This is a genomic window from Desmonostoc muscorum LEGE 12446, assembly GCF_015207005.2.
Lineage (GTDB): Bacteria > Cyanobacteriota > Cyanobacteriia > Cyanobacteriales > Nostocaceae > Nostoc > Nostoc muscorum.
This window is the reverse complement of sequence record NZ_JADEXS020000001.1, coordinates 7601171-7623954: the sequence shown is the minus strand read 5'-3', so window position 1 is coordinate 7623954 and position 22784 is coordinate 7601171. Positions and strand designations below refer to the sequence as shown.

19 protein-coding genes are annotated in these 22784 nt (G+C 42.0%); 8 read left to right on the top strand and 11 right to left on the bottom strand.

Annotated elements, in window-relative coordinates; all coding sequences use genetic code 11:
* Positions 1-617: 617 nt before the first annotated feature.
* Entirely contained in the window at positions 618-1952 is a 1335-nt protein-coding gene (locus IQ276_RS31375) for a dihydroorotase (RefSeq protein ID WP_193924398.1), read from the bottom strand.
* Between the two features lie 316 nt (positions 1953-2268).
* Here IQ276_RS31375 and lepB (IQ276_RS31370) point away from each other — a divergent pair, with 316 nt between their 5' ends.
* The 3 genes from lepB (IQ276_RS31370) to cobO all read left to right on the top strand — a co-directional run bounded on the left by lepB (IQ276_RS31370) (position 2269) and on the right by cobO (position 4684).
* A complete protein-coding gene (lepB, locus tag IQ276_RS31370) occupies positions 2269-2922 on the top strand; it encodes a signal peptidase I (protein WP_193921387.1) in 654 nt (217 codons plus the stop codon).
* Between the two features lie 129 nt (positions 2923-3051).
* Positions 3052-3639 carry a signal peptidase I gene (gene lepB, locus IQ276_RS31365; protein WP_190880838.1) on the top strand — a complete coding sequence of 196 codons (588 nt, stop codon included), beginning with the start codon at positions 3052-3054 and terminating at the stop codon, positions 3637-3639.
* Positions 3640-4006: 367 nt separating this feature from the next.
* Entirely contained in the window at positions 4007-4684 is a 678-nt protein-coding gene (gene cobO, locus IQ276_RS31360) for a cob(I)yrinic acid a,c-diamide adenosyltransferase (protein ID WP_193921385.1), read from the top strand.
* Here the strand turns inward: cobO and IQ276_RS31355 are convergent.
* The 6 genes from IQ276_RS31355 to IQ276_RS31330 form a co-directional block, all read right to left on the bottom strand.
* Complete coding sequence (locus IQ276_RS31355; protein ID WP_190880834.1) at positions 4681-5397, bottom strand: hypothetical protein; 717 nt, start codon at positions 5395-5397, stop codon at positions 4681-4683. The genes cobO and IQ276_RS31355 overlap by 4 nt on opposite strands.
* Before the next feature lie 558 nt (positions 5398-5955).
* On the bottom strand, positions 5956-6831 hold the full coding sequence (locus IQ276_RS31350) for a pirin family protein (protein ID WP_193921383.1): 876 nt from the start codon (positions 6829-6831) through the stop codon (positions 5956-5958).
* A 178-nt stretch (positions 6832-7009) separates the two neighbouring features.
* The gene (locus tag IQ276_RS31345; protein ID WP_193921381.1) at positions 7010-7993 is read right to left on the bottom strand and encodes an RNA polymerase sigma factor, RpoD/SigA family; all 984 of its coding nucleotides are present in this window, start codon (positions 7991-7993) and stop codon (positions 7010-7012) included.
* Positions 7994-8694: 701 nt separating this feature from the next.
* The gene (locus IQ276_RS31340; protein WP_190880895.1) at positions 8695-10425 is read right to left on the bottom strand and encodes a helicase HerA domain-containing protein; all 1731 of its coding nucleotides are present in this window, start codon (positions 10423-10425) and stop codon (positions 8695-8697) included.
* Positions 10426-10498: 73 nt separating this feature from the next.
* Positions 10499-11293: a glutathione S-transferase family protein gene (locus IQ276_RS31335; RefSeq protein WP_193919827.1), complete on the bottom strand. Its 795-nt coding sequence runs from the start codon at positions 11291-11293 to the stop codon at positions 10499-10501.
* A 508-nt stretch (positions 11294-11801) separates the two neighbouring features.
* Positions 11802-12368: a hypothetical protein gene (locus IQ276_RS31330; RefSeq protein ID WP_193919825.1), complete on the bottom strand. Its 567-nt coding sequence runs from the start codon at positions 12366-12368 to the stop codon at positions 11802-11804.
* Positions 12369-13009: 641 nt separating this feature from the next.
* Between IQ276_RS31330 and IQ276_RS31325 the strand changes: the two genes are divergently transcribed.
* Positions 13010-13825, top strand: a complete 816-nt coding sequence (locus tag IQ276_RS31325) for a fasciclin domain-containing protein (RefSeq protein WP_193919823.1) — start codon at positions 13010-13012, stop codon at positions 13823-13825.
* Positions 13826-14042: 217 nt separating this feature from the next.
* Here the strand turns inward: IQ276_RS31325 and hemL are convergent, their stop codons facing one another.
* Positions 14043-15341, bottom strand: coding sequence for a glutamate-1-semialdehyde 2,1-aminomutase (gene hemL, locus IQ276_RS31320; protein WP_193919821.1), 1299 nt, complete (start codon positions 15339-15341; stop codon positions 14043-14045).
* A gap of 106 nt (positions 15342-15447) precedes the next feature.
* Between hemL and IQ276_RS31315 the strand changes: the two genes are divergently transcribed.
* Together IQ276_RS31315 and hisIE are read left to right on the top strand one after the other, a co-directional pair.
* A complete protein-coding gene (locus IQ276_RS31315; protein ID WP_193919819.1) occupies positions 15448-15636 on the top strand; it encodes a ChaB family protein in 189 nt (62 codons plus the stop codon).
* 102 nt (positions 15637-15738) lie between these two features.
* Entirely contained in the window at positions 15739-16389 is a 651-nt protein-coding gene (gene hisIE / locus IQ276_RS31310) for a bifunctional phosphoribosyl-AMP cyclohydrolase/phosphoribosyl-ATP diphosphatase HisIE (RefSeq protein WP_190880819.1), read from the top strand.
* Positions 16390-16405: 16 nt separating this feature from the next.
* Here the strand turns inward: hisIE and IQ276_RS31305 are convergent, their stop codons facing one another.
* Entirely contained in the window at positions 16406-17698 is a 1293-nt protein-coding gene (locus IQ276_RS31305; RefSeq protein WP_193919817.1) for an MDR family MFS transporter, read from the bottom strand.
* 467 nt (positions 17699-18165) lie between these two features.
* On the opposite strand from IQ276_RS31305, the gene IQ276_RS31300 reads away from it, so the two are divergent.
* A complete protein-coding gene (locus IQ276_RS31300; protein ID WP_096539662.1) occupies positions 18166-18363 on the top strand; it encodes a DUF2811 domain-containing protein in 198 nt (65 codons plus the stop codon).
* An 801-nt stretch (positions 18364-19164) separates the two neighbouring features.
* Here the strand turns inward: IQ276_RS31300 and IQ276_RS31295 are convergent.
* Positions 19165-19884 carry a response regulator transcription factor gene (locus tag IQ276_RS31295; RefSeq protein WP_073640949.1) on the bottom strand — a complete coding sequence of 240 codons (720 nt, stop codon included), beginning with the start codon at positions 19882-19884 and terminating at the stop codon, positions 19165-19167.
* 699 nt (positions 19885-20583) lie between these two features.
* On the opposite strand from IQ276_RS31295, the gene IQ276_RS31290 reads away from it, so the two are divergent.
* Positions 20584-21210, top strand: coding sequence for a CPP1-like family protein (locus IQ276_RS31290; RefSeq protein WP_190880811.1), 627 nt, complete (start codon positions 20584-20586; stop codon positions 21208-21210).
* Positions 21211-21377: 167 nt separating this feature from the next.
* Here the strand turns inward: IQ276_RS31290 and IQ276_RS31285 are convergent, their stop codons facing one another.
* Positions 21378-22097 (bottom strand): response regulator transcription factor, encoded by a 720-nt coding sequence (locus IQ276_RS31285; protein ID WP_235116358.1) that lies wholly within the window; start codon positions 22095-22097, stop codon positions 21378-21380.
* Positions 22098-22784 lie beyond the last annotated feature (687 nt).

Genomic DNA, 22784 nt, shown 5'->3' with positions numbered 1-22784 from the left:
CTCCCGCGATCCGGATTTGTCGGAACTCCACTTTCCCTGACTTCTGTAAGAAGTCAAGTCAATTTATCGAACAGAATAGAGGCGTCAGTCGTCAGAATTCAGCAATGTTTTCTGTACGACTGGTGGATGAATAACTGGGTTTAAGACCCCCACCAAATTTTCAATTTGGTGGTCTACCCTTCGGGAACGCCAAAGGCGAACAATCAGTGGCGGGTCTGAATCCCCCACTGATAGCGCAGCGTAAAGCCTTCTCTTCTCCTTCTCCTCTCGGAGACGCTGCGCGTAGCTTGCTTCCCCGGAGGGGTACGGAGACGCTAACGCGAACGAGAGGCTTCTCTACGAGAGGCTACGCGAACGCTTAGAGCGAGTCCGCGAGCGTCTTGATTCTGAATTCAGAATTCTGAATTCTGTATTCTTCTTCAACAAACAAGTTCTAGTACCAAAGACGTTAAGAGACAAACATTCAAAATTTAAAAAGCTTACTTGATAAACTTTTTAAATTTTGAATTTTGCACAGCAGCACTAAACTTGGCTTTGGTAGATCGAAATCTTGCCAGTCCAAGTATGACTTTGATGTATAATTACTGATGTATTACGTAAGCTTAAATAAATATTTGCTACAAAAAAGTTAAAGCTTGACCCCGCACTTGGGTATTTACTTGCCCTTTGTCATAAACAATCTCACCACCAACAATAGTGGTTACAGCCCAGCCGGTGAGGTTCCAGCCTTCAAAAGGACTCCAACCGCACTTGGTTAACAGTTCCTCGCGCTGGACTGGACGATATGTGTTTAAATCTACAAGGACTAAATCAGCATCATAACCTGGTGCGATCGCTCCTTTATTGGGAATACCATAAGCCACAGCTACAGCTTTGGACATCCAATTCACAACTTGGGCAACAGTGCATTTTCCCTGCATCGCCGCAGTTAACATCACAGCTAGGGAAGTTTCCACCCCAGGCATTCCCGATGGGGTATTGGGATATTCTTGTGCTTTTTCCTCTAAGGTGTGCGGTGCATGATCTGTGGCGATAAAATCAATCACGCCATCCCGTAAAGCTTGCCAGAGGACTTCATTATCGTGGGGCGATCGCAAAGGGGGATTCATCTGTGCTAAAGTGCCAATCTGTTCATAAGCGCTGGTGTTCAACAACAAATGCTGTGGCGTTACCTCTGCCGTTACCCAACTCGGTTTATCCTGACGCAGTAATTCTGCTTCTTCGGCTGTTGACAGATGCAGAATATGTAGACGACGTTGATATTTTTTAGAAAGTTTTAATGCCAGTTGACTTGCCAGCAAGGCTGCTTGATTATCTTGAATTTGGGAATGAACGGCTGGATCGTGAATATTGGCAAATTCTTGGCGTCTTTGGTTGATTCTAGCTTGATCTTCGGCATGAACAGCAATCAAGCGATCGCCTTTAGCAAATATACCCTCCAGCGCTGTTTCGCCATCAACCAGCAATTGACCATGCATCGACCCCATAAAAATCTTAATGCCTGGTGTTGGCTTAGCTAGAAGCAAATCTGGTAGATTCTCTGCTGTTGCCCCAATAAAAAAGCCATAATTAACCAAGCACTTGTTCGAGGCACGTTCTAGCTTGTCGTCTAAAGCTTGCTGTGTAGTTGTTAGGGGGCGCGTATTGGGCATTTCCAAAAAAGAAGTGACTCCTCCTTTGGCACAGGCACAACTGGCGGTAAACAAATCTTCTTTGTGTTCTAGCCCTGGTTCGCGGAAATGCACCTGCGGATCGATAACTCCTGGCAACAAAGTTAACCCTTGTGCGTCAATTTCTGTGGCTGGTGCCCCTTGGAAGATTTCTGGCTGGGAGATTTCTGGCGCAACTTCGACTATTTGGCGATCGCGCGTCAACACATCCCCAATCATTGCTTCACCATTGGGTAGGATAATACGAGCGTGGCGAATCAGTAAAATTTTTGGAGATGACATGGGGGTTAGCAATTCAAATTTAAAACTAAAAATCAAAAAATCTAATCTTGGCAAGTATTCTGGCTACTTCTGGAACCCTTTTTTTAGCAAGAGCAACTTCTGCATTACAGACAACTATGCTTTTAGGTTAAACTTAGTCGCGCTCTGAATGACGAATTTTTGCGGAGCGTTAAAAAAAAGTTTATTTTTAATTTATGAAGAACCCCGTGAAAATCCGAACGTAACTAGGAAATTAGAATTTTTCCGTTAAGATTAACAGATAAAATTTATTTAGTCTAGTTAATTACCTGCCTCTCTCTTTTATTTAAGTAATTTCATGCATAATCAAGTGTCTGATAACAACTCTAGTCAACAACCCGATAATTCCTGGATCGCAGAGCTAGGTAGAACAATTGTCTTGAGCATTGTTCTAGCTCTGGGAATTCGCACCTTTGTTGCTGAAGCACGCTGGATTCCTTCTGGATCGATGGAACCAACTCTACATGGTACACCAAACCAATGGGAGGCAGACAAAATCATTGTCGATAAGTTGAAGTATAAATTTGCTAACCCCCAACGCGGAGACATTGTAGTATTTTCACCTACTGAGGAGCTACAAAAAGAACAATACCAGGATGCTTTCATTAAACGTGTAATCGGCTTACCTGGAGAAAAAGTGCAACTTAGGGATGGCAAAGTTTATATCAATAACAAACCCCTGCCAGAAGAAAATTATCTTAGCTCAGGACAGAGTACAGTTATTGATGTTTGTAAAGACGCTCCCCAACCGCGCTTTTTGGCAACACCCCAAACCATACCAGCGGACTCATATTTAGTACTAGGTGACAATCGTAACAGTAGCTACGATAGCCGCTGTTGGGGTGTTGTTCCCCGCCAAAATATCATTGGTCGTGCTGTATTTCGCTTCTGGCCTCTCAATCACGTTGGGGGAATCGATCAAACACCACTTTATCCACAAACAACTCCATAAACATGGGGTAATCGCTAATACAAAAAACAACGTCATTGGTCATTGGTCATTAGTCATTAGTAATTTATCTAAAAAAATGACAAAGGGCAAACGACAAATGACAAAGGACAAATAAAAAGAAAACGTGGTATGCCCAGTATCAACCGTAAGATGATTATAGAGGGTAGTGTAATACTAGTCTTCTGGACTATTGCTGCGTATATTCTAATTTTTACTGAAAGACGCTGGATTCCTTCTGGTGCTATGGAACCGACTCTACATGGTACGCCAAACCAGTGGGAGGCAGATAAAATCATTATTGATAAATTGAAGTATAAATTTTCTAAACCACAACGGGGAGATATTGTTGTTTTTTGGCCTACAGAAGAGTTACAAAAAGAACAATATCAAGATGCTTTTATTAAACGTGTAATCGCCTTACCTGGAGAAAACGTACAACTTCAGGATGGCAAAGTTTATATCAACAACAAACCTCTCCCAGAAGAAAATTACCTGAGTTCTCGGCAGAGTACATTAATAGATGTTTGCTCATCAGGGCCACAACTGCCCTTCTTGGCGAAACCTCAGATAATACCAGCGGACTCATATTTAGTACTAGGTGACAATCGTAACAATAGCTACGATAGCCGCTGCTGGGGTGTTGTCCCCCGCCAGAATATTATTGGTCGTGCCGTATTTCGCTTCTGGCCTGTCAATCACATGGGAGGAATTCGTTGACATTTTTTTACGTAGACTACTTCTTACGCCTTTTTTCCTAATTCACATTAGGCGTAAATGATAATCTTTATACTACTCAAATTACCAGCCGCATAAAAACATAAAAATTGTTCTGAAAAGTACTTGAATCAACTTAATTAAATTATTAAAAATAGTAATATTGAATTCAAATTATAACTTTAATTTGTGTATCATATAGTTTTACATACTTGTTTGCCAGATATGTAAAAAAAATCTAACACAGTATCAATATTTTGGTGTGCAATATTACTGTACATATCCATTCATCTGATTTAGTAAAATTAGAGGCTCGACATAGTTTTGGCTCATTCTCGAAAGTTTTAACAGTTATTTGTAGACAAGGTTAATGAAAAACGACACACCGGAAGAATTAAACCCAGACCAAGAGATTGGGCGCTTGATTGATGAGGTAATGTCTTCATCTTTGACTGATGAACAGTACCGCAAAAAGATGCAGCGACGCAAAGAAGTGCAAGACAAGCGAATAGCACAAGCTGTACCAGAAAAAGGATTAATTATTGTAAATACTGGTAACGGTAAGGGTAAAACCACTGCGGCTTTGGGGATGGTGTTACGATCGCTTGGTCACGGGTATAAAGTAGCGATCGTCCAATTCATCAAAGGTAGCTGGGAACCTTCCGAAAAAAGGGTTTTCAGTTATTGGCAAGACCAGTTAGAATTTCATGCAATGGGCGAAGGCTTTACCTGGGAAACTCAAGACCGCGATCGCGACCTTGACAAAGCTAGCGCCGCATGGCAAAAATCACTAGAATATATCCGCAATCCAGACTTTCATCTAGTGCTATTAGATGAAATCAATATCGCTCTGAAAATGGCTTATTTAGAAGTAGAGGAAGTTTTAGCGGGTTTGGCACAAAAACCAGCTAACAAACACGTTATTCTCACAGGGCGAGGGGCACCAGCTGCTTTAATTGAGCGTGCTGATTTAGTAACAGAAATGACCTTAGTGAAGCATCCTTTCCGCGATCAAGGAGTAAAAGCGCAACCAGGAATTGAGTATTAATTGAAAGATGATTTGCACGTTTGTAATATGCGGCGATCGCTAGCACTGACAGAATTTAACCGATGAAAGTCTTGCAAAGCTACCGAGTAAGCATAGGTGCTTAGCTCATCTTCACCAACCTTAGGCAATCTATTGCTTGTAGCCACCTGATTAGACTCATCAGCATTGGTTTCATTGGATGAAGCACTAACCGTCATCGCCAACTCTCCCGACTGGTCGAGTGTACCCTGAAAACAATTAAACTCTGATTGGGGCATATACAAAGCACCAGTCACCCTCTGCCGCTGTTTCTGAAAGATGATGTAAGCTTGACCAAGTTGGTCTGCTTTTGGCGATTGACCATAAAGATAAATTCCATCTTTTGTTGGAAAATTAGCTCTTGGTAAAACTTCTACCCCTTTTGTAGCGGCGATCTGAACATCTGGAACCAACGCTGTGGTTGTAGATCCTGTTTTTGGGTTCTTATCCCCCAAAATCTCTCTATCCCCAGAAGCTATTTGCAGTTGACTTCTCTGCTCTCGAATTTGTCTGAGTCTTGACAAAAGAGAAGTTTCGGAGCTTTTCTGAATCTGAGCAGATGAGAATGGAGCATTTTTAACTGAGACAACTTCAGTCTGCTTGCCAATAAAGCCCAAACCGAGAAGTAAGCCTAAGCCCGTAAGGGAAATTCCCCACTGAAGGGGGGATAATAACCGATGAAAGTTGTTAAGCACCCTACTTCTCCTGTTAAAAAGTTAACTTAGTTTTCTAGAACTTACTTAAATCATAACGAAGTCTTGATTGCTAATGACTTAATTTCTATTTTCCAAAAAACAAAAGTCTCGAAAACTAAAGTTTTTATTTAATTTAGTTTGACAATCTTAAGATTACCATCAGTTAGAGTCTTTATGCTTCATACAACGGATTCGTTCCATTGGGTGAAGTTCATATTGAGCCGATGTGTAAAAAACTGCAATATAATCCGAAAACACTTACCATTGTAGGTTTTAAAACCCTTAGAGGCTATTTATAAAGTAAAAATAAAATTCTTGTAGGGGAGCCAGTGCGTTGGATGGGTTTCCCGGCTTGTACTCCTTCTCTACGAGACGCTACGCGAACCCAGAAGCAAGCTACGCGTAGCGTCTCCCCTTGGGAGAAGCAACTGGCGTTGTGTTAGGCGCATATTTGGATATTAATTGTCGCGAGAAATATGAACTGAGCGCCTAACGAACTTTGTAAGAGAGGAGCGTCATTGCGAATTGTGAATTGCGAATTGTTTTAATTGCGCCAACTTATTTAAAAGCATTTTCCGGTAAGGGGATAAATTCTTTTTCTTCTGGTACTTGCTCAAATCTATTTTCTTGCCAATCATGTTTAGCTTGTTCGATCCTTTCTTTGCGACTAGAGACAAAGTTCCACCACTGATAGCGATCGCCAACAGGTTCGCCACCGACAACCACACAGCGAGCTTGAGTATTAGCAGATATTGTGACTAAACTATTTGCAGATAAGATGGCTAAGCGATGTTGTTCTAGCTCCTCACCATCAATAAAAAGACCTTGGGTGACGCTATAAACAGCCCTTTCGCTATAGTCAGCAGGGAGAGTTAATTTAGCTCCAGGAGCAAAAGAGAGATCGAGGTAGATGGTAGGAGATAAAATTTTGACCGGAGAAGTTCTTCCCCAAGCTGATCCCGCAATCAGAGCGATCGCCACACCATTTTCTGTCCAAGTCGGGATATCTTCAATCGGATAATGCTCAAACCAAGGTTCGGTTTCTTCGGATGTTTCGCTCAGAGCTACCCACGTTTGAATAGCGTGGAGAGTGCTTTCTTTGAGGCGATCGCTTTCGGGACTTCTTTCAGAATGAACGATACCCCTGCCCGCAGTCATCCAATTAACTGCACCTGGATGAATTTCTTGTACATTACCCAAACTATCTCGATGTAATAATACCCCCTCAAACAAATAAGTAACCGTAGCCAGATTGATATGGGGATGGGGTCGAACGTCTACGCCTTTACCTGGAGGGAATATAGCAGGACCCAAATGGTCGAAAAAAATAAACGGACCGACCATCAGGCGATTGTCATGGGGTAAACTGCGACGAGCAGAAAACCCTCCTAAATCTTTGATGTGGGGGGTAATTAGTTGAGAAATACTTGACATAAAACCATCCTTGTGCAAATTTATTTACATTCTTAATCGCAGTGGAAAATAAATGCGAAAGATTAATTTGTGCTAATACCATCGCACAGATTGCGATCGCCATAAAAAAATCGCCCCCTGAATTCAGGAGGCGCTTCACCAAGGTGGTGTAGAGACGCAAATTTTCGCGTCTCTAATTTTAGCTAGCAATGTATTCTTTGACATTGGCGCGACGGCGACGCAGATGAGCCAAAGCTTGATGCTCTAACTGGCGGACGCGTTCACGGCTGAGATTCAATCTCTCACCCACTTTCGCCAATGACATTTCGTTACCATCTTCTAAACCAAAACGTAAGGCTAAAACTTCCCGCTGTTGGGGGGTTAGTTCTGCTAACAAGTTGTTCAAATCTTGGCGCAAGAACTCTTGATTGGTGTAATACTCTGGTGACGGGCCGTCATCTTCGAGCATTTCTTGCAACTCAGTATCTTGGTTGTCGCCGACTCGCACATCCAAAGACACTGGTTGACGCGCCATATTCAGATACTCGCGGATCTGAGCAGGTTCTAATTCGAGTTCTTTGGCAATTTCCGCTGGAGTAGGCGATCGCCCTAAGGTTTGAGCCAACTCCCGCTGGACTTTTTTGATTTTGTTGAGTTTCTCGGTAATGTGAATCGGTAAGCGAATAGTACGACCTTGTTGGGCGATCGCACGGGTAATCGCTTGGCGAATCCACCAGTAAGCGTAGGTTGAGAATTTATAACCCCTGGTTGGGTCAAATTTCTCTACACCCCTTTCTAGGCCTAGTGTTCCTTCCTGGATCAAATCCAGAAACTCCATATTTCGCTTTTGGTACTTCTTAGCGATCGCAACCACCAAGCGCAAATTCGCTTCAATCATTTTTTGCTTGGCCCGCTTACCTTGAGCTACCGTTTGTTTCACGTCGGTTTCTGATTGGTGAACGTGGTCAGCCCACTCTGGTAAACTCGGTTCCCGGTGCAGTTTCTTCGCCAAAGCTTCCTTGGCGTCGATCAGCGTCATCATTTGTTGCACCTGCTTCCCATAGACAATCTCTTGTTCACGGGTTAGCAGTGGTACACGACCAATTTCTCGCAGATAGGTTCGCACCATATCAGCCGTGAATTTGGTATTGAGGTTTTCCGTTTGGGTATTGACAGTAGGCATTGGTGCGTTGTCCTCTACTCCGTAAACACAATGTATTTTTTTCTTACTAAAGTTAATTGAGAAAGGTAGTACATATATCACGGAACACTGGGAGCTACCAAAAGCAATGAGATCAATTGATAAAGCCGTTGTTAAGACGGTAAGCCCCTCAGATAGGTTCCCCCTACCTTCCCTAAATTTTTGAATCTTTTATAAACATGCTGGGTTGTTTTTGAGAATTCTTCTCTTAGCCAGTTACTGGCAGTAACTGAAAAATCCGAAGTCGATATGAGTTTTACTTAGCTTTATAATACGATAAATCTGTCGGATAGTAAAGTATCTTAAGATAAAGCTTGTAATTATAATTCAAAATTGTCTGTTTGCCAAAAAAATTTTAAACTTCCTTGAAATTACTTACTACATCTATAGTGACGCCAAAAACCCCTCTTCTGTTGCTAAAAACTAGCCGGATAACCGAACTTAATTTGCTCTAGGAATGGAGGGATGGTACGAATTGGGGATTGGGGATTGGGGACTGGGGATTGGGGACTGGGGATTGGGGACTGGGGATTGGGGACTGGGGATTGGGCATGGAGCATTGGAAGAGGCAGAGGGGCAGAGGGGAAAGAACAAGGCACATTGAACTCTCCTCTGCTCCCCTGCTCCCCTGCTCCCTCACTCCCTCATCCCCCTCATCTCCCTCATCTCCCCATCCCCCATGACTAAAATCCCAAGTCAGCTTTCGCTAGTTCAGCAGCGGCGAATACTTCTGCGTCAGGTTTTTCTTCCCAGGCTGGGTCACCAATTTCTTCGTAGAAAGCTGCGTCGTAAGGACGGGTACGCACCACTACTGGCATAGGAACAGCGTGACCCAAAATTAAGGCTTGTTGCTTAGAGTCTAACTTTGCCAACACAGATCGCAGTCCGCCACCACCAGATACACCCGTAAAAATCGCGTCAATGTCTTTTTCATCGTTCAGTAGAGCGGTAATGCGAGTCCCAATTTGGGACATAACTTCATTATCTATTCCCGACGGGCGTTGATCAACTACCAAAAGTGTGACAAAATACTTCCGCAACTCCCGTGCAATAGTTCCAAATATAGTACTTTGTACAACTGCCGGGTCTAGGAAACGGTGTGCTTCTTCAATGGTAATCATCAATGGCGTCGGGCGATCGCTAGGATTTTTGCTTTGCAGAAATTTGTCTGCCTTCTTAACGTAATGCTCGTGGATACGTCTGGTGATCATATTAGTCACCAACATATAAGAGAGCATATTAGACTGGGAACCAAATTCTATCACAACATTCTTCCCAGATTCCAGACATTGCACAATTTTACTAATATAATTTTGCGGGCAAACCGCTCGCATATACTTCAAACTGTCCATCCGCAAGAGTTTGCGCTGCAATGCCATAATCGAGCCTTTGTGTCCGCGCTTCTCGTCGCAGAACATCTCGATTTCTTCGTTACTCATATTTAACAACTGGACAATCCAAGACTTGCCAAATTCGCTATACAGAATATTGGCGTTATCCAAAGCTGCGTCAGAAAGTCCTAAATCTCGGCTACATAACTTAATATCTTCAACTTCAATTTGCTCATAACTCAGATAAAGTTCTTGAGCATCACGTACACCCCGGCGCTTTGTCGATTCCGGATCGAGGGTGTAAACTTCAACTTTACTGGGAAATAATTGCTTTAAGCCTTTAACGGTATTGACATTTTTACCTTCTGCAACAGCTTCCCAGCCATACTCGGAATGCATATCAAAAATCAAATTGACTGCCGCACTTTTACGGATAACCCCGGCTAAAAGTAAACGCGTTAAAAATGATTTACCAGTACCAGATTTGCCAAAAACCCCATTGCTACGTTCTACGAAGCGATTCAAATCAATGCAAACTGGCACATCCATGTCCAAAGGTTTGCCGATGGAGAAATTTCGCCTTTGGGGATCATCTTCCCAACCAAACACCCGGCGAAAATCATCAACGCTGGCTTCGTAAACTTGACTAAAGTGGCTAGGAATAGTTTTAACAGGCAATAATTCCATCGTCGTGCTGGTTTGTGGCACAAATGAAGCCAAACCCGTCGCCGATGGCAGGAAAGGATTTGCCGATTTGCCATTTGTGGGGGAAAAAGATTCTTCAGATTCGGGAGTGAACATCAACATCGGTGCGAGGTTAATCATACCGTATGTACCGCTTCCCGCTAAAACATCTCGTAAAAAAGTGTCTTCCCAACTAGGGGGATTAGCAATAATTCGGGCATTAGCAGCTCCTAGTGCCACATCTGTCAGCATACAAAAAAAACGCGATCGCATCCCTTGGACAACGAGGAATTTACCCACCCGCATATCTTCCACAGAAATGTCAGGATGCAATCGCACTTCTAACCCTTCAGTCAGAGAACCTTGAATAACCGAACCTAATGGCTGTCCCGAATTCATCTGATTTGTCATTAGTCATTTGTCATTAGTCATTTGTCATTCCCCGCGTCTCCCACTCCCCACTCCCCATTCCCTAATCAATCTGAATCGAAGTTGGCGCACTTCCCGATGGTGGAGTGCTACTAATTAAGGGCTTGCGAAATTGGGCGTAAAGGCGATCGCGCCAACTAAAAAATGCTTCATAATCAGGATTATCGGCTAATATTGGCAGTCCTTTACCTCTGATAGATGCTGGTAAATCTAGATACGGACCATCGGGGAACTTCAGCAATATCGATAAACCCGCCACTGCTAAGTCAGCTAAAGTCGGCTCATCACCTGTTAAATAAGGACTATCCGCCAATAATAATGTTAAGGCTTCCAAGTCTTGTTTCAAGGATGCGATCGCTGACTGTATTACCTCTGGACTATAACCTACCCCAATACCGAACAGGGTCAGCAAGTCGCTGGGTACTCCTTCAACTAGACTTTTAAATATATCTGGTGTTGAGGTGGGTAATAAAGACTTGCGGAAATTTTGATCTTGACTTATTGCCGCAAACAGTGCTTTGCGACCTTTAATACCAATGGACTCATCCGCCCATTCTTCTATTAATAAAGTTAAACCTCGTTTTTTGGCATCTTGTGGTATTAAAGGGCGATCGGGATACTTTAAGTCTAAATACTTAGCAATATCCGTAGAATCTACAATATATTTATTACCATCCTTTAATATTGGAACTTGTCTTTGACCAGTCAGCCGGAACAGTTCTACCTGTCCAATCCCAGGCGTAACCTCTATTTTGCGGTAATCTAGTCCTTTAAAATCTAAAATTAGCCGCACTTTCTCTGAGTATTGAGATAGTTCCCATTGGTATAATTCAAGCATGTTGTATACCTTATAACTACTGACTAACTTCTTAACTTTACAATTGTATCTTTAGTTTAAGTAAATTTTATTGGTATTACTCCTTTCCTGCCATAACATTAGTTATCTCTTGCTTTGTATTCTTTACGGTTTATTAAAAAAAATTTAGGTATTCTTTGAGCAGGAAAGAAGTTGTTACTTAGTTGTCTATTTCACTAATTGCTTGATTTTTAGCAAAAATATATAATTTATTAAAATATAGATATCAAATAATTAAATAAATTAATTTGCTGTATATGAATAAACTAATTTTAGTGTATACAGCAAAGCCACCCTTATAAAAAAGGATAGCGATCGCTAACTTATAAATGAGAATTCTCAGGTGAGAGTTATTTTTAATACTTCTGAAGTGAGAGGCTGCTAACACCAGCCTCTCACTTCATTTCTCAATATAAGAATAATTATTATTCTCATACAGAGTTAGATTTTATTTTTTGGAACTCTCTTCAGAGCAAGCCTTCTAAAATCTTTATAAATGTGCAAAAGTCAGTGTTACCAGACCGCTGGATTGAGCAACACCAGTAGTTACACATCCTGTTAATTGTGATGCGACAAGAGTAAGAGTTTTTACTACCTGGCTACCTTGATAGCGTCCAGAAGTAACATATCCAGGAGATGTTACACTTATAACACCTACACCTCCGGTTACGACTTCAGTACCGAAAGATACAATACTCGTTGTCCCATCACTCCAAAAATATGTAAAATTGGCGGGAGATGAAGTTAGTTGAACACATGATGAATTAGGAGATTGAATGATATTACTGTAGTATCCTCCAATAATTTGAGCATCACCATTGCATATCTGAAATTGACCGTTTATGTTGATATTAGTTGGCTTGGGATTTAATGTCAGAGGGGGACTGTAAGTAACATTCTCTGTCCCTACACAATTGAGAGCGGCAACCTGAGCATCGGCTGATTGCCCCGTGAGACTAAATTCAACACCAAGGATTACAGTAGCAATAGTGCAAGCAATAACGGAAACTTGACGGTGAATGTTAAGATGGGCAAAAAGCTTTTTTGATACAACCATAAACTTGTCCAATTTCTAAATTTAAAAAACTTTTAAGCACTAATAGCGACAATTTTCTGCATACCTGTCTTTCTTGTTCGCATAGCAAATTTAACCTTCGTTCAAGGCGATCGCTACACAATTTCTTGAACCAAAACAGTCAAATACTCTATTTAACTGAGAAGTTCAACTATGCATTTACTAAATGCTGAATATACAGCAACAATATATTATCTCTGCTGGTTAAAGGAACGTGGTATACAAAGTATCATAAGCTACACGATTTTTGGCGATCGCTCTTTTCTTAACGTAATTTTTTCACTGACCATAAATTACCTAAAAATATTGGATGTCAATTGTCAGATGTTATCGTTAGCGATCGCTTGCAAATGTGAAATTTTCATACTTTTTGAGAATTTACACTACACCAAAAGAGGCTTTTGAACTCCTTCTAGTGTTAAGAAGAAAATCTGCTGAATTTATATTAAATATATGCTAGATATATTTAATACTTATCATCTCTAAGCAAAGTTTGATATTTAACCTCACCATTACAAAGTATTTCCCCAGAAAATCTGACTTCCCTCTGATGTTAGATTTTGTGCGTAGCAAAATGTTATAAATCTTTATGTAACCTGTGAACAAAAAAACAAACAAAATTTATGAAGACAAATTACAGCAAATTGCTGACTACCTTGGCAGGCATAGCAGGATTGAGTAGTTTCAGCCTTCTCATTACTTTACCATCTGATGCCAAAGAGGTATTAAATCCTAACCCCAGTATTTTCAACGAAGCCACCTATAACCGAGGTCAACGCCTTCAAGGAAACGCTCAGTACACACCTGCTAAGGCTGTTTCAGAAATAGAAAAGGGCAATACCAAACGCCAACAACTAGCCCAGAGCAGTGGGGGTGGGGTGTTAAATCCCAGACCAAGTATTTTTAACGAGCCTCCGTACAACCGTGGTGGTAGTGCCACACCTGGTGAAGTCACCCCACCGCCTACCCCTGAAACTCAACCCAGTACACCTGATACACCTCCTGGTACAAGTGAAACTCAAGGCAAAAATTTGTTAGCCTTGGCAGAATCAAACGCTTCTTTTACAACCTTAACCAAGGCTTTGAAAGCAGCAGGATTGACTGAAGCTTTGCAAGGCACCGATAACTTGACGATTTTCGCACCCACAGATGCAGCCTTTGCCAAATTACCAGCAGATGCCGTGCGAGATTTGTTGAAGCCAGAGAACAAAGAAGTGTTGCTCAAGCTGTTAACTTACCATGTGGTGCCTGGAAAGGTATTGTCTACTGATTTGAAGTCTGGTGAAGTTAAAAGCCTTGAAGGTGGCGCAATCAACGTTAAAGTTGATCCTGCTAATGGTGTGACTGTCAATGATGCTAAAGTGACTCAGGCTGACATCACTGCTAGCAATGGTGTAATCCACGCCATTGATAATGTGATTTTGCCTCCTGATTTGTAGTTTTTGTTAACTGTTGACTGTTGACTGTTAGCTGTCAACAGTTAACGGCTTAAAAAGGCGTATATCATCCCATTGCTTTTAAAGATGCGATGATACACGCCTTTTTCTCAAGAAGAATTCAGAACTCAGGAGCGGAGCTTTTGAAGGCTCCGCTAAGGCCTCATAATGTTTATGCTTGGAGTATTCTGAATTCTAAATTCTTAATTCTGACTCCTGTTTATAAATTAGACAGTACATCCCTTGCAGCTGCTAAAGTCTGGTCAATATCTTGTTCGGTGTGAGCCAAAGACGTAAACCCAGCCTCAAATTGAGAAGGTGCTAAGTAAATACCGCGCTCTAACATACCACGATGGAAGCGTCCGAATTTGGCTGTATCGGACTTTTTCGCATCTTCGTAGTTGTGAACTGGACCAGAGGTAAAGAATAAGCCAAACATAGCGCTGATTTGACCACCGCAAACCGCATGACCAGTTTCTTTGGCTACTTCTAGCAAACCATCTGCTAGCTTCTTAGTAATCCGGTCAAGATACTCGTAAGTACCAGGCTTTTGCAGCAATTCTAAAGTCTTAATCCCAGCAGTCATCGCTAAGGGATTACCTGAAAGAGTCCCGGCTTGATATACGGGGCCAGCAGGGGCAACCAATGACATGATATCCCGACGACCGCCATAGGCTCCTACTGGCAAACCACCGCCAATCACCTTGCCCAAAGTTGTTAAATCGGGAGTGATGCCAAACTTTTCTTGAGCGCCACCGTAAGCAATGCGGAAGCCCGTCATTACTTCGTCAAACACCAATAACGCCCCATACTCGTGAGTAAGTTCACGTAATCCTTCGAGGAAACCAGCATCAGGCGCAATAAACCCAGCATTGCCGACCACTGGCTCAAGAATGACACCAGCAATTTCATCCTTGTTTTCTTCAAACAAGGCTTTGACGGCTTCTAGGTCATTGTAAGGCGCCGTTAGAGTGCCGCTAGTTGCAGATTTGGGTACTCCTGGCGAGTCTGGTAAACCAAGTGTAGCCACACCAGAACCCGCCTTCACTAAAAATGAATCGGCGTGTCCGTGGTAGCAGCCTTCAAACTTGATGATTTTTTCTCGGTTGGTGAAAGCCCGCATCACCCGCAAAACTCCCATGCAGGCTTCAGTTCCAGAGTTAACAAATCTAACCATTTCGATGCTCGGCACCGCATCGATGACCATTTCTGCTAAGACATTTTCTAATACTGAAGGGGCACCGAAACTGGTACCTTTGTCCAGGGCTTCACGCAACGCTGCAATGACTTCCGGATGAGCATGACCGCAAATAGCCGGGCCCCAGGTGCCTACATAGTCTATGTATTGGTTACCATCTACATCCCAAATATACGCGTCTTTAACGCGATCAAAAACGATGGGTTGTCCGCCTACAGATTTAAAAGCACGAACTGGAGAACTGACTCCTCCTGGCATCAGGTTTTGAGCAGCGGCAAAGACTTCTTGTGATTTTGTTGTTTTAATCGGGGTATTTACCAAGGTTCTCTCCTAACAGTGGGCAATAAAAAGCTCTATCTTAGGATAGGGTCAAAAGCTGCTTAGAACTTCTATCGTATAAAATTAGCGGAACCAAGAAAATAACAATATGTTATACAAGTCTAATGAAGACTTACCTTTAGATGTTCGGACTCGATTATCTGAGGCATACCAGGATCTATACCGGGCAGCTTTTAACTCGGCGATTCATTGGTATGGTGAAGCTTCAAAAGCTCATCGAGTCGCCTTGAGTGCTGTAAAGATGCACTCTGCTATGGAACGAAATGCTGTTGTTTAGAGCTAAATTAAAATAGCTGAATTCAAAAAAACATACCACCTGCCCTATTTAGAATGGTATCGTGAATCCATGAATTATTCTCATTAGAGCAGACTAGCTGGTATGTATTCTAACGATTCGCATTCCCTACATTACGCCATTCCTGTTGAGGAAATTCGCTACGATGAACGGGGTCTAGTGCCTGCAATTGTCCAAGATTATCTTGATGGCACTGTCCTGATGATGGCGTGGATGAATCAGGAGTCGTTACAAAAGACTTTGGAAACACAAGAAACCTGGTTTTGGAGTCGTTCTCGCCAAGAGTTCTGGCATAAGGGAGCGACTTCTGGGCATATCCAAAAAGTGCGGAGTATCCGTTATGACTGTGATAGTGATGCGTTGCTCGTTGGGGTGGAGCAAGTAGGAGATATTGCTTGCCACACAGGAGAACGGAGTTGCTTTCACCAAATAGAAGGCAAAATAGCTCCTCCACCAGGGGATACATTGTCACAATTATTTCAAACAATATGCGATCGCCGCGACAATCCAATTGAAAGTTCTTATACCTGCAAGTTATTAGCAGGTGGCGATAATAAAATCTTAAAAAAGATCGGTGAGGAAACCGCTGAGGTGGTAATGGCTTTTAAGGATGATGAACCAGAGGCGATCGCTGGTGAGGTGGCTGATTTGCTATATCATACTTTGGTCGCCCTAGCTCATCATCAAGTTGATTTGAAATCGGTGTATCGTAAGCTCCAAGAACGTCGCCGATAGAGGAAAACAAGTCATGTTAATCCTGGCGAAATTCCGGCTTGGAATCAGCTAAAATTCGATTCAGGTACTGTAAAATTGCCACAGCGATCGCCACGCTTAAAGAAAAGCCTAACCAAAAGCGATCGGCAATGATTCGTGATTGGTCTAACGCCCATCCACCTAAAGGATGACCAATAAAAGAACCAACAGCCCAGCACAAAGCGTTGATAGAAAAATAAACACCGCGTTGATTTTGCGGGGCTAACTCAGCAACTAAAGACCCAGCGGATGGGGTATAAGAAACAATCGCCACAGCAAATACTCCCAATGCCAATGTTGCCCAAACCAAATTATGAGATGCAGCAGTGCCGCTTACCCAAATCAGGCTAAAACCAATTGCCCAAAGAATAGCGGAAACGGTAAGTGCAAGTGTGTGGGAGCAACGTTTTAAGGCGCTAGTAACAGGCAGCTGACAGATGATAGCTACCACCAGGTGCCAAGCAAATATTCTGCTAATGATCGTTTCAGCAAATCCTTTGTCAGTACTTTCGATGACAAAGTTTTTGAAGTAAAGCGGCAGGATACTATGTATCTGGGAAATGTAAATTGTAAAAAAGATATTAGCTATGATGTAGACCAGGAAACGACCATCTCTAAATACTGCCATCCAAGAAGTAAAATATTGTGTTTTTTCATGCTCGATTTCTTGTTTGTCAGTTTCACCAATTCCCGCATAGATAACGCCAAAAAACACTAGAAAAGAGATGGCATCAATAATAAATAGCCAACGATAACTCCCAATTACTGCTATCAAAAATCCTGCGAGCGTAATTCCGATCGCTAAACCCAGATTATCTGCTAATCGGGTAATGGCAAAAGTTTCGCGGCGATTCTCAATAACGCTTGCGTCAGCAATAACAGCTTCAACAGCCGGCCAATAGAAACCTATCCCTAAGCCGTGAATCAAGCTAGCGATTACCAAAATAGTGAAATTATTGGTTGCAGCAAAAACTAAAGAAGCAATTGCTAAAATCGCCGTGGCCAGCAACAAAGTGCGGCGGCGTCCCCACTTAACAGAATCAGCCAAAGAACCACCCACAACCCGCCCTACAATGCCGGAAATCGAGGCGCTAGCCAAGGCTATGCCAACGGCGGTTGCAGATAAACCTACTTCGTTGACAAAAAAAATGGGGGCGTAAAACAGGGTAAAGCCGGTGCCAACTTCCGAGAAAAATCTACCAATCGCCAAAATCCATACCTGGGGATGTATCGAGGGTAACCAGGAGGATAAATAGGATTGGGAAGCTAATTTCATCAGCTTAAATGTCATCGTTTAGTGACATTTTTGTAATTCTTATCATTGGCTGCAATTTTCCTCACTAATTCCACAGGGTTTCCACAGGGATTTTAACAGTTTTCCACAGGTGTTCTACGAGCTAATAGGCTTTTGGCTATCTACTGGGGATTGTTAATTAACAGTGCTTAGGAACTTGGGGGACTGAGTTTTTGTAAACTAAAGTAACGAAATTTGAGTTGAAAACCTGATTATTTGGTGCTGATTTATCTTTTATACAAATGGTTTTAACATTTCGCAGCATTGACAAACCTACCCCCTCTTGGCGCACAATGATTCGGCTTGGTTTTCTAGTCCGTTCAACCGTTGACATCAACTGTGTAAAATTACCTGAGTTGTTAGCGTACATTGTCGGGCAAGCGAAAGATTGTGTGAGATAGCCTAAAGCTCCTTCACCACAAGCAACTTATCCCTCTTGATTGGCCTCATAGGAGGAAAATCTCATGAAAGCAACGGTTAGCATTTTTACCGAAATTCCCGAATCACTTCACGAATCCTTAAAGAATTACTTAGAAACTCATCCTGATTGGGATGAAAACAGAGTATTGACGGCGGCGCTATCATTGTTTTTACTGCAAAATGGAGACAGCGATCGCCGTGCTGCCCGAGTCTATCTGGAAACTTTGTTTCATCACTCCTAAGTAAAAATGCCCTGCATCGATTCACCAACAACATAGGTACTGGTATGAAGGGCGTTATTCTAGCTCATGCCCTATATGATGGGGACGGCAAACCGTGCCCCATTCATGGATATTGAGACTGAGCGATCGTCTATGTGGGGTGAGATGACAATCAAAAACAACAGTACATTGCGATCGAAAAAAAGGTCTACATAATTTCTTGTATCGCCCAAAATATCTAGTAAGAGCGCAAGATTTAGAATTAAAGCAAAACTTGACTAAGTTATACCAATTGGAAAAATTATTGCGACAAATGAATCGCCACAAGCCATTACCACTAAGGGACTTCCAAAAAATAAATTCTCCCAAATTATTTGTACATTTGTAGGGGCGCACATCTGTGCGCCCCTATGATGGGATGTTTTTTTCACTGGAAGTCCCTAATTCTTTCACAATTCAAAATATAGGACTCATATTTGATTTTTGAACAAAACTCAGTACACTTTTATTCCTTCTTCCCAGTCCCCAGTCCCCAATCCCCAGTCCCTTACCTCTACGAGTGATTCTCCAAATCAAATCGGATTCCTATAGTATTACCTGACAGTTGGTTACTTGTCAGGCATGTAGCGCTTCTCGTTTAAATGCAAAACACGTAGGGTAGCACAGTTAGCTGTGCTACCCTACGAACGGTACACCAGTTTGCTCAAATCTCTTAAATCTTTGGCAGTTCCTCTTGGTGGCTCTGAAACCAAAATAAATTTCATCCAAAATCTAAAATCCAAAATTGTTTCGTCAAGAGTTAAAAAACTCTAGACTATAGACTCAGGACTTGGCTTCCAACTGTTGGGAGTGAGCAGGAGATTCAAACTTATACCCTACACCGCGTACAGTTTGAATTAATGCTGGCTGACTAGCATCAATCTCAATCTTCTTGCGAATTTGACCGATGTGTACATCTACAACCCGCTGGTCGCCGACATATTCATAGTCCCACACCTCTTGAATTAGTTCTGCACGCCGCCAAACTCGACCTGGATGACTGGCTAAAAAATGTAATAAGTCAAATTCCAGAGCAGTTAAGGGTACTGGTTGGTTATTAAGTGCTACCTCCCGTCGCACTGGATCGATCATCAGTTTTTCAAATACCAAGCGTTTTTGCTCGGCAGTAGTTATAACTCGCTGACGCCTCAAAATCGCTCCTACTCTGACTTCTAACTCTCCCAATCCAAAAGGTTTGGTGAGATAGTCATCAGCACCTTTAGAAAAACCGCGAATTTTGTCAGCTTCGTCAGCACGGCTAGTCAGCATCAAAACAAAAACACCATTACGACTTTGCATCTCTTGGCAGAGGTTAAACCCAATTACATCTGGTAGATTCACATCTAGAATCACCAAATCAGGGTTAAATTGCTCAAATAGAGTTAAGGCTGTCTTTCCGTCTTCGGCAGCCTCCACCTGATAGTTCTGCTTCATCAAAAAGCGTTGGATTAAATTCCGAACCGCAGGGTCGTCGTCAACTACAAGAACCTTGGCGGGAGCCATGACCATCACTTTTCACAAAAATTCGTAAGATTAACAGGAAGGTTGGGTAAAAACACAGTTGCCACTTTGGGAGCTATTAAGAATCTACATAGCTACGGCATGAAAATCCTGATTATTCAAATAATTAATACTGTAATCAGGATTCTAGGCAATGAGAAGGGAGAACTTCTGGAAAGCTATAGCCAGCCCTGCATTAAGTGCAGGTCTTGTAACTGTGAATTTTACGCCTACCAGACAGACCCTCAAACCTCAGCCACAGCTATTTTTGAAACTCAAATACTTTTTATCCCAGAAATGTGGTACTTTAAAAGGCTTCAATTTTAAATCGACATGTGGTTCTACACCACAAGCGATCATCAGTATAATTAAAAAAGCTCTGTTAGGGCACAGTAAATTGCCAAACCTGAAACAGGAAAATTAATTTTTTCATGAAAACTATGCGTTTTAGGTACTATCAGTTCAAATTCTAGATTAGAGCCAGAACTTAGCAACGACATGAGGGTATACACGGAGTTATGGCGATATGTTAAAGTGACTATAGTCTAAATCTCAAAGTCGATCAAACTAACTCGTGCTACTATCCTGGTAGAGCGTAAACATAGGTCGAGACATTATAGTTTCGATTAAAACAAAACCTAAATTTGTTTTTTCTCCCACATCATAGACTGCCGCTGACTGAGGCTGAAGTAACAAACTCCCATGAGCGATCAAAATCCCTACGAAAAACTTGGGGTATCAGAAGAGGCTTCCTTCGATGAAATTCAGGATGCTCGTAATCGTCTATTCGAGCAACATAGTGGCGATGCCAAGCATCTAGAAGTGATTGAAGCTGCTTACGATGCGATTTTAATGGATCGCTTACGGATGCGCCAGGAAGGTAAAATCAAAGTTCCCGAACGTATCCGGTTTCCAGAGTTGCGAGTACAATCCCCTCCTAAGGAAACTCAAACCCCTCGAGAGCATTCACCTGCATGGCTACAACGAATGCTAGACCAGCCAACACCTGCTGATATCCTCTTACCAGGAGCTTGGTATCTTGGCTTGAGTGCTATTAGCCTGTTTTACCCAGAGGGAGGCGACCAAGTTTTACAATTAGCATTGGTGGTTGGGGTAAGTATCGGTATTTACTTTTTCTATCGCAAGGAAGGCAAGTTTGGCCGAGCAGTTTTGTTCACCCTAGTCAGTTTAATAATTGGCTTAATTGCGGGAGGTGTACTTGCTAGCTGGCTGTTACCACAAATATCATTTATAAATCTGGGGTCGAATCAGTTCTCTACAGTGCTGACTTTTATTTTGTTGTGGCTGGTTAGTAGCTTTCTACGCTAAATCTATCTTTTCAATAACACAGGGAGTTGAGAGTAGGGAGTCGGGAGTGGGCGAGATGAGGGAGATGAGGGAGATGAGGGAGACAAGGGGACAACGGGACAAGGAGAATAATTAATTCTTAACTCCTAATTCCTAACTTGTCACTTAGGACTCCCAACGCCCAATTTTTATAAATTAGTATTTTCGTCAGGTATTTCAAACTTGTAACCATAGCCACGTACAGTTTTAATAAACTCTGGTACACTGGCATCGATTTCCATCTTCTTACGAAGTTGACCAATGTGTACATCAACCACTCGTCCATCTCCTACGTAGTCACAACCCCAGATTTTTTGAATTAGCTGTGGACGGCTCCAAGCCTGACCAGCATGACTTGCCAAAAAATGTAAGATATTAAATTCGAGGGCTGTTAAGGCCAGGGGTTTATCGTTAAGTGTGACCTCTCTACCTTCTGGGTTAATTACTAGCTGCTTGAAGACGATACGTTGTGTCGGGGAGGGGTTGATGTAGCGTATGCGCCTTAAAAGCGCTTCAACCCTCACTTCAACTTCTGCAAGACTGAACGGTTTAGTCATGAAATCATCAGCACCAGCAGCTAAGATTTTAATTTTATCAGCCTCGTCAGTCCTACTAGTCAGTATCATCACTAAAACATTAGTACGACTTTGCATTTCTTGGCAGAGGCTATAGCCATTAACATCTGGTAAATTCCAATCCAAAATCACTAGGGCTGGGTTGAATTGTTCAAACAATGATAAGGCAGTTTTACCATCTGCTGCCGATTCTATTTGATAGTTCCGACTTAAAAAACGATAGACGAGATTTCGGACGCCGAAGTCGTCATCGACGATGAGAATTTTCGGAGTAGTGTGGAGAACTGTAGTCATAATGCTGCCTATTGTTGATTGGGCAATTGGCTGTTGTGCCAGTTTTGCTTTAGGTATTTGTTTTGAATGTATATTCACGCTGATCTTTCCTGGCTACGATCGCTACTGTAGTACTTGTTTACAGTTAATTTTCCATGAAGTTGATCAAAACTTCAGCCATTGTCATGCTTATAAATTGTATAAGTATTGTATGACTTTAGTATATTCTTGAATTTTTATGGTATTATATTGAACTTGATACACGCAAGATAAGTGCGATTAAAGATCATCTCCATCACCACAAATAACTCAAAGAAACATCAGAGAAAACGGCGATCGCTAGAATTTTGTGAAGGAACACACTGCCTGATTAATTAGGTTTTTATCAAGGCTCACAAACCAAGCCACAAGCCAATCTAGATTTTAAATTACCTACTCAACTGTACTCTAGCCAAGGGATATGACCTACTGAGGAAGACCTGGGAAAATTATTGACTCAACGTGTATTTACATGTAGTTATCTTCTTAAGCATATACTATACTACAAGTTTGAGTTTGAGACTATGAGCAGAATAATTACTAATTCCTCATACCCTTGGAGAAGTGTAAAACCCTGAGTAATTCGTAATCTCTCGACAGAGGAAGTTAATGGATTGATAAACATAGAAAAAATCCACTAATCAATCTTTTAAAATTAACTGCATTGAT

Bases quoted from the DNA above. Each gene is read 5' to 3' on its own strand.
- cobO (WP_193921385.1), top strand. From the start codon at position 4,007: ATGAAAAACGACACACCGGAAGAATTAAACCCAGACCAAGAGATTGGG.
- IQ276_RS31335 (WP_193919827.1), bottom strand. From the start codon at position 11,293: ATGCTTGAATTATACCAATGGGAACTATCTCAATACTCAGAGAAAGTG.
- IQ276_RS31290 (WP_190880811.1), top strand. From the start codon at position 20,584: ATGAGCGATCAAAATCCCTACGAAAAACTTGGGGTATCAGAAGAGGCT.
- IQ276_RS31345 (WP_193921381.1), bottom strand. From the start codon at position 7,993: ATGCCTACTGTCAATACCCAAACGGAAAACCTCAATACCAAATTCACG.
- IQ276_RS31325 (WP_193919823.1), top strand. From the start codon at position 13,010: ATGAAGACAAATTACAGCAAATTGCTGACTACCTTGGCAGGCATAGCA.
- IQ276_RS31350 (WP_193921383.1), bottom strand. From the start codon at position 6,831: ATGTCAAGTATTTCTCAACTAATTACCCCCCACATCAAAGATTTAGGA.
- IQ276_RS31300 (WP_096539662.1), top strand. From the start codon at position 18,166: ATGAAAGCAACGGTTAGCATTTTTACCGAAATTCCCGAATCACTTCAC.
- IQ276_RS31330 (WP_193919825.1), bottom strand. From the start codon at position 12,368: ATGGTTGTATCAAAAAAGCTTTTTGCCCATCTTAACATTCACCGTCAA.
- IQ276_RS31285 (WP_235116358.1), bottom strand. From the start codon at position 22,097: ATGACTACAGTTCTCCACACTACTCCGAAAATTCTCATCGTCGATGAC.
- lepB (WP_190880838.1), top strand. From the start codon at position 3,052: ATGCCCAGTATCAACCGTAAGATGATTATAGAGGGTAGTGTAATACTA.
- IQ276_RS31375 (WP_193924398.1), bottom strand. From the start codon at position 1,952: ATGTCATCTCCAAAAATTTTACTGATTCGCCACGCTCGTATTATCCTA.
- IQ276_RS31340 (WP_190880895.1), bottom strand. From the start codon at position 10,425: ATGAATTCGGGACAGCCATTAGGTTCGGTTATTCAAGGTTCTCTGACT.
- hisIE (WP_190880819.1), top strand. From the start codon at position 15,739: ATGTATTCTAACGATTCGCATTCCCTACATTACGCCATTCCTGTTGAG.
- IQ276_RS31315 (WP_193919819.1), top strand. From the start codon at position 15,448: ATGTTATACAAGTCTAATGAAGACTTACCTTTAGATGTTCGGACTCGA.
- IQ276_RS31295 (WP_073640949.1), bottom strand. From the start codon at position 19,884: ATGGCTCCCGCCAAGGTTCTTGTAGTTGACGACGACCCTGCGGTTCGG.
- lepB (WP_193921387.1), top strand. From the start codon at position 2,269: ATGCATAATCAAGTGTCTGATAACAACTCTAGTCAACAACCCGATAAT.
- IQ276_RS31305 (WP_193919817.1), bottom strand. From the start codon at position 17,698: ATGACATTTAAGCTGATGAAATTAGCTTCCCAATCCTATTTATCCTCC.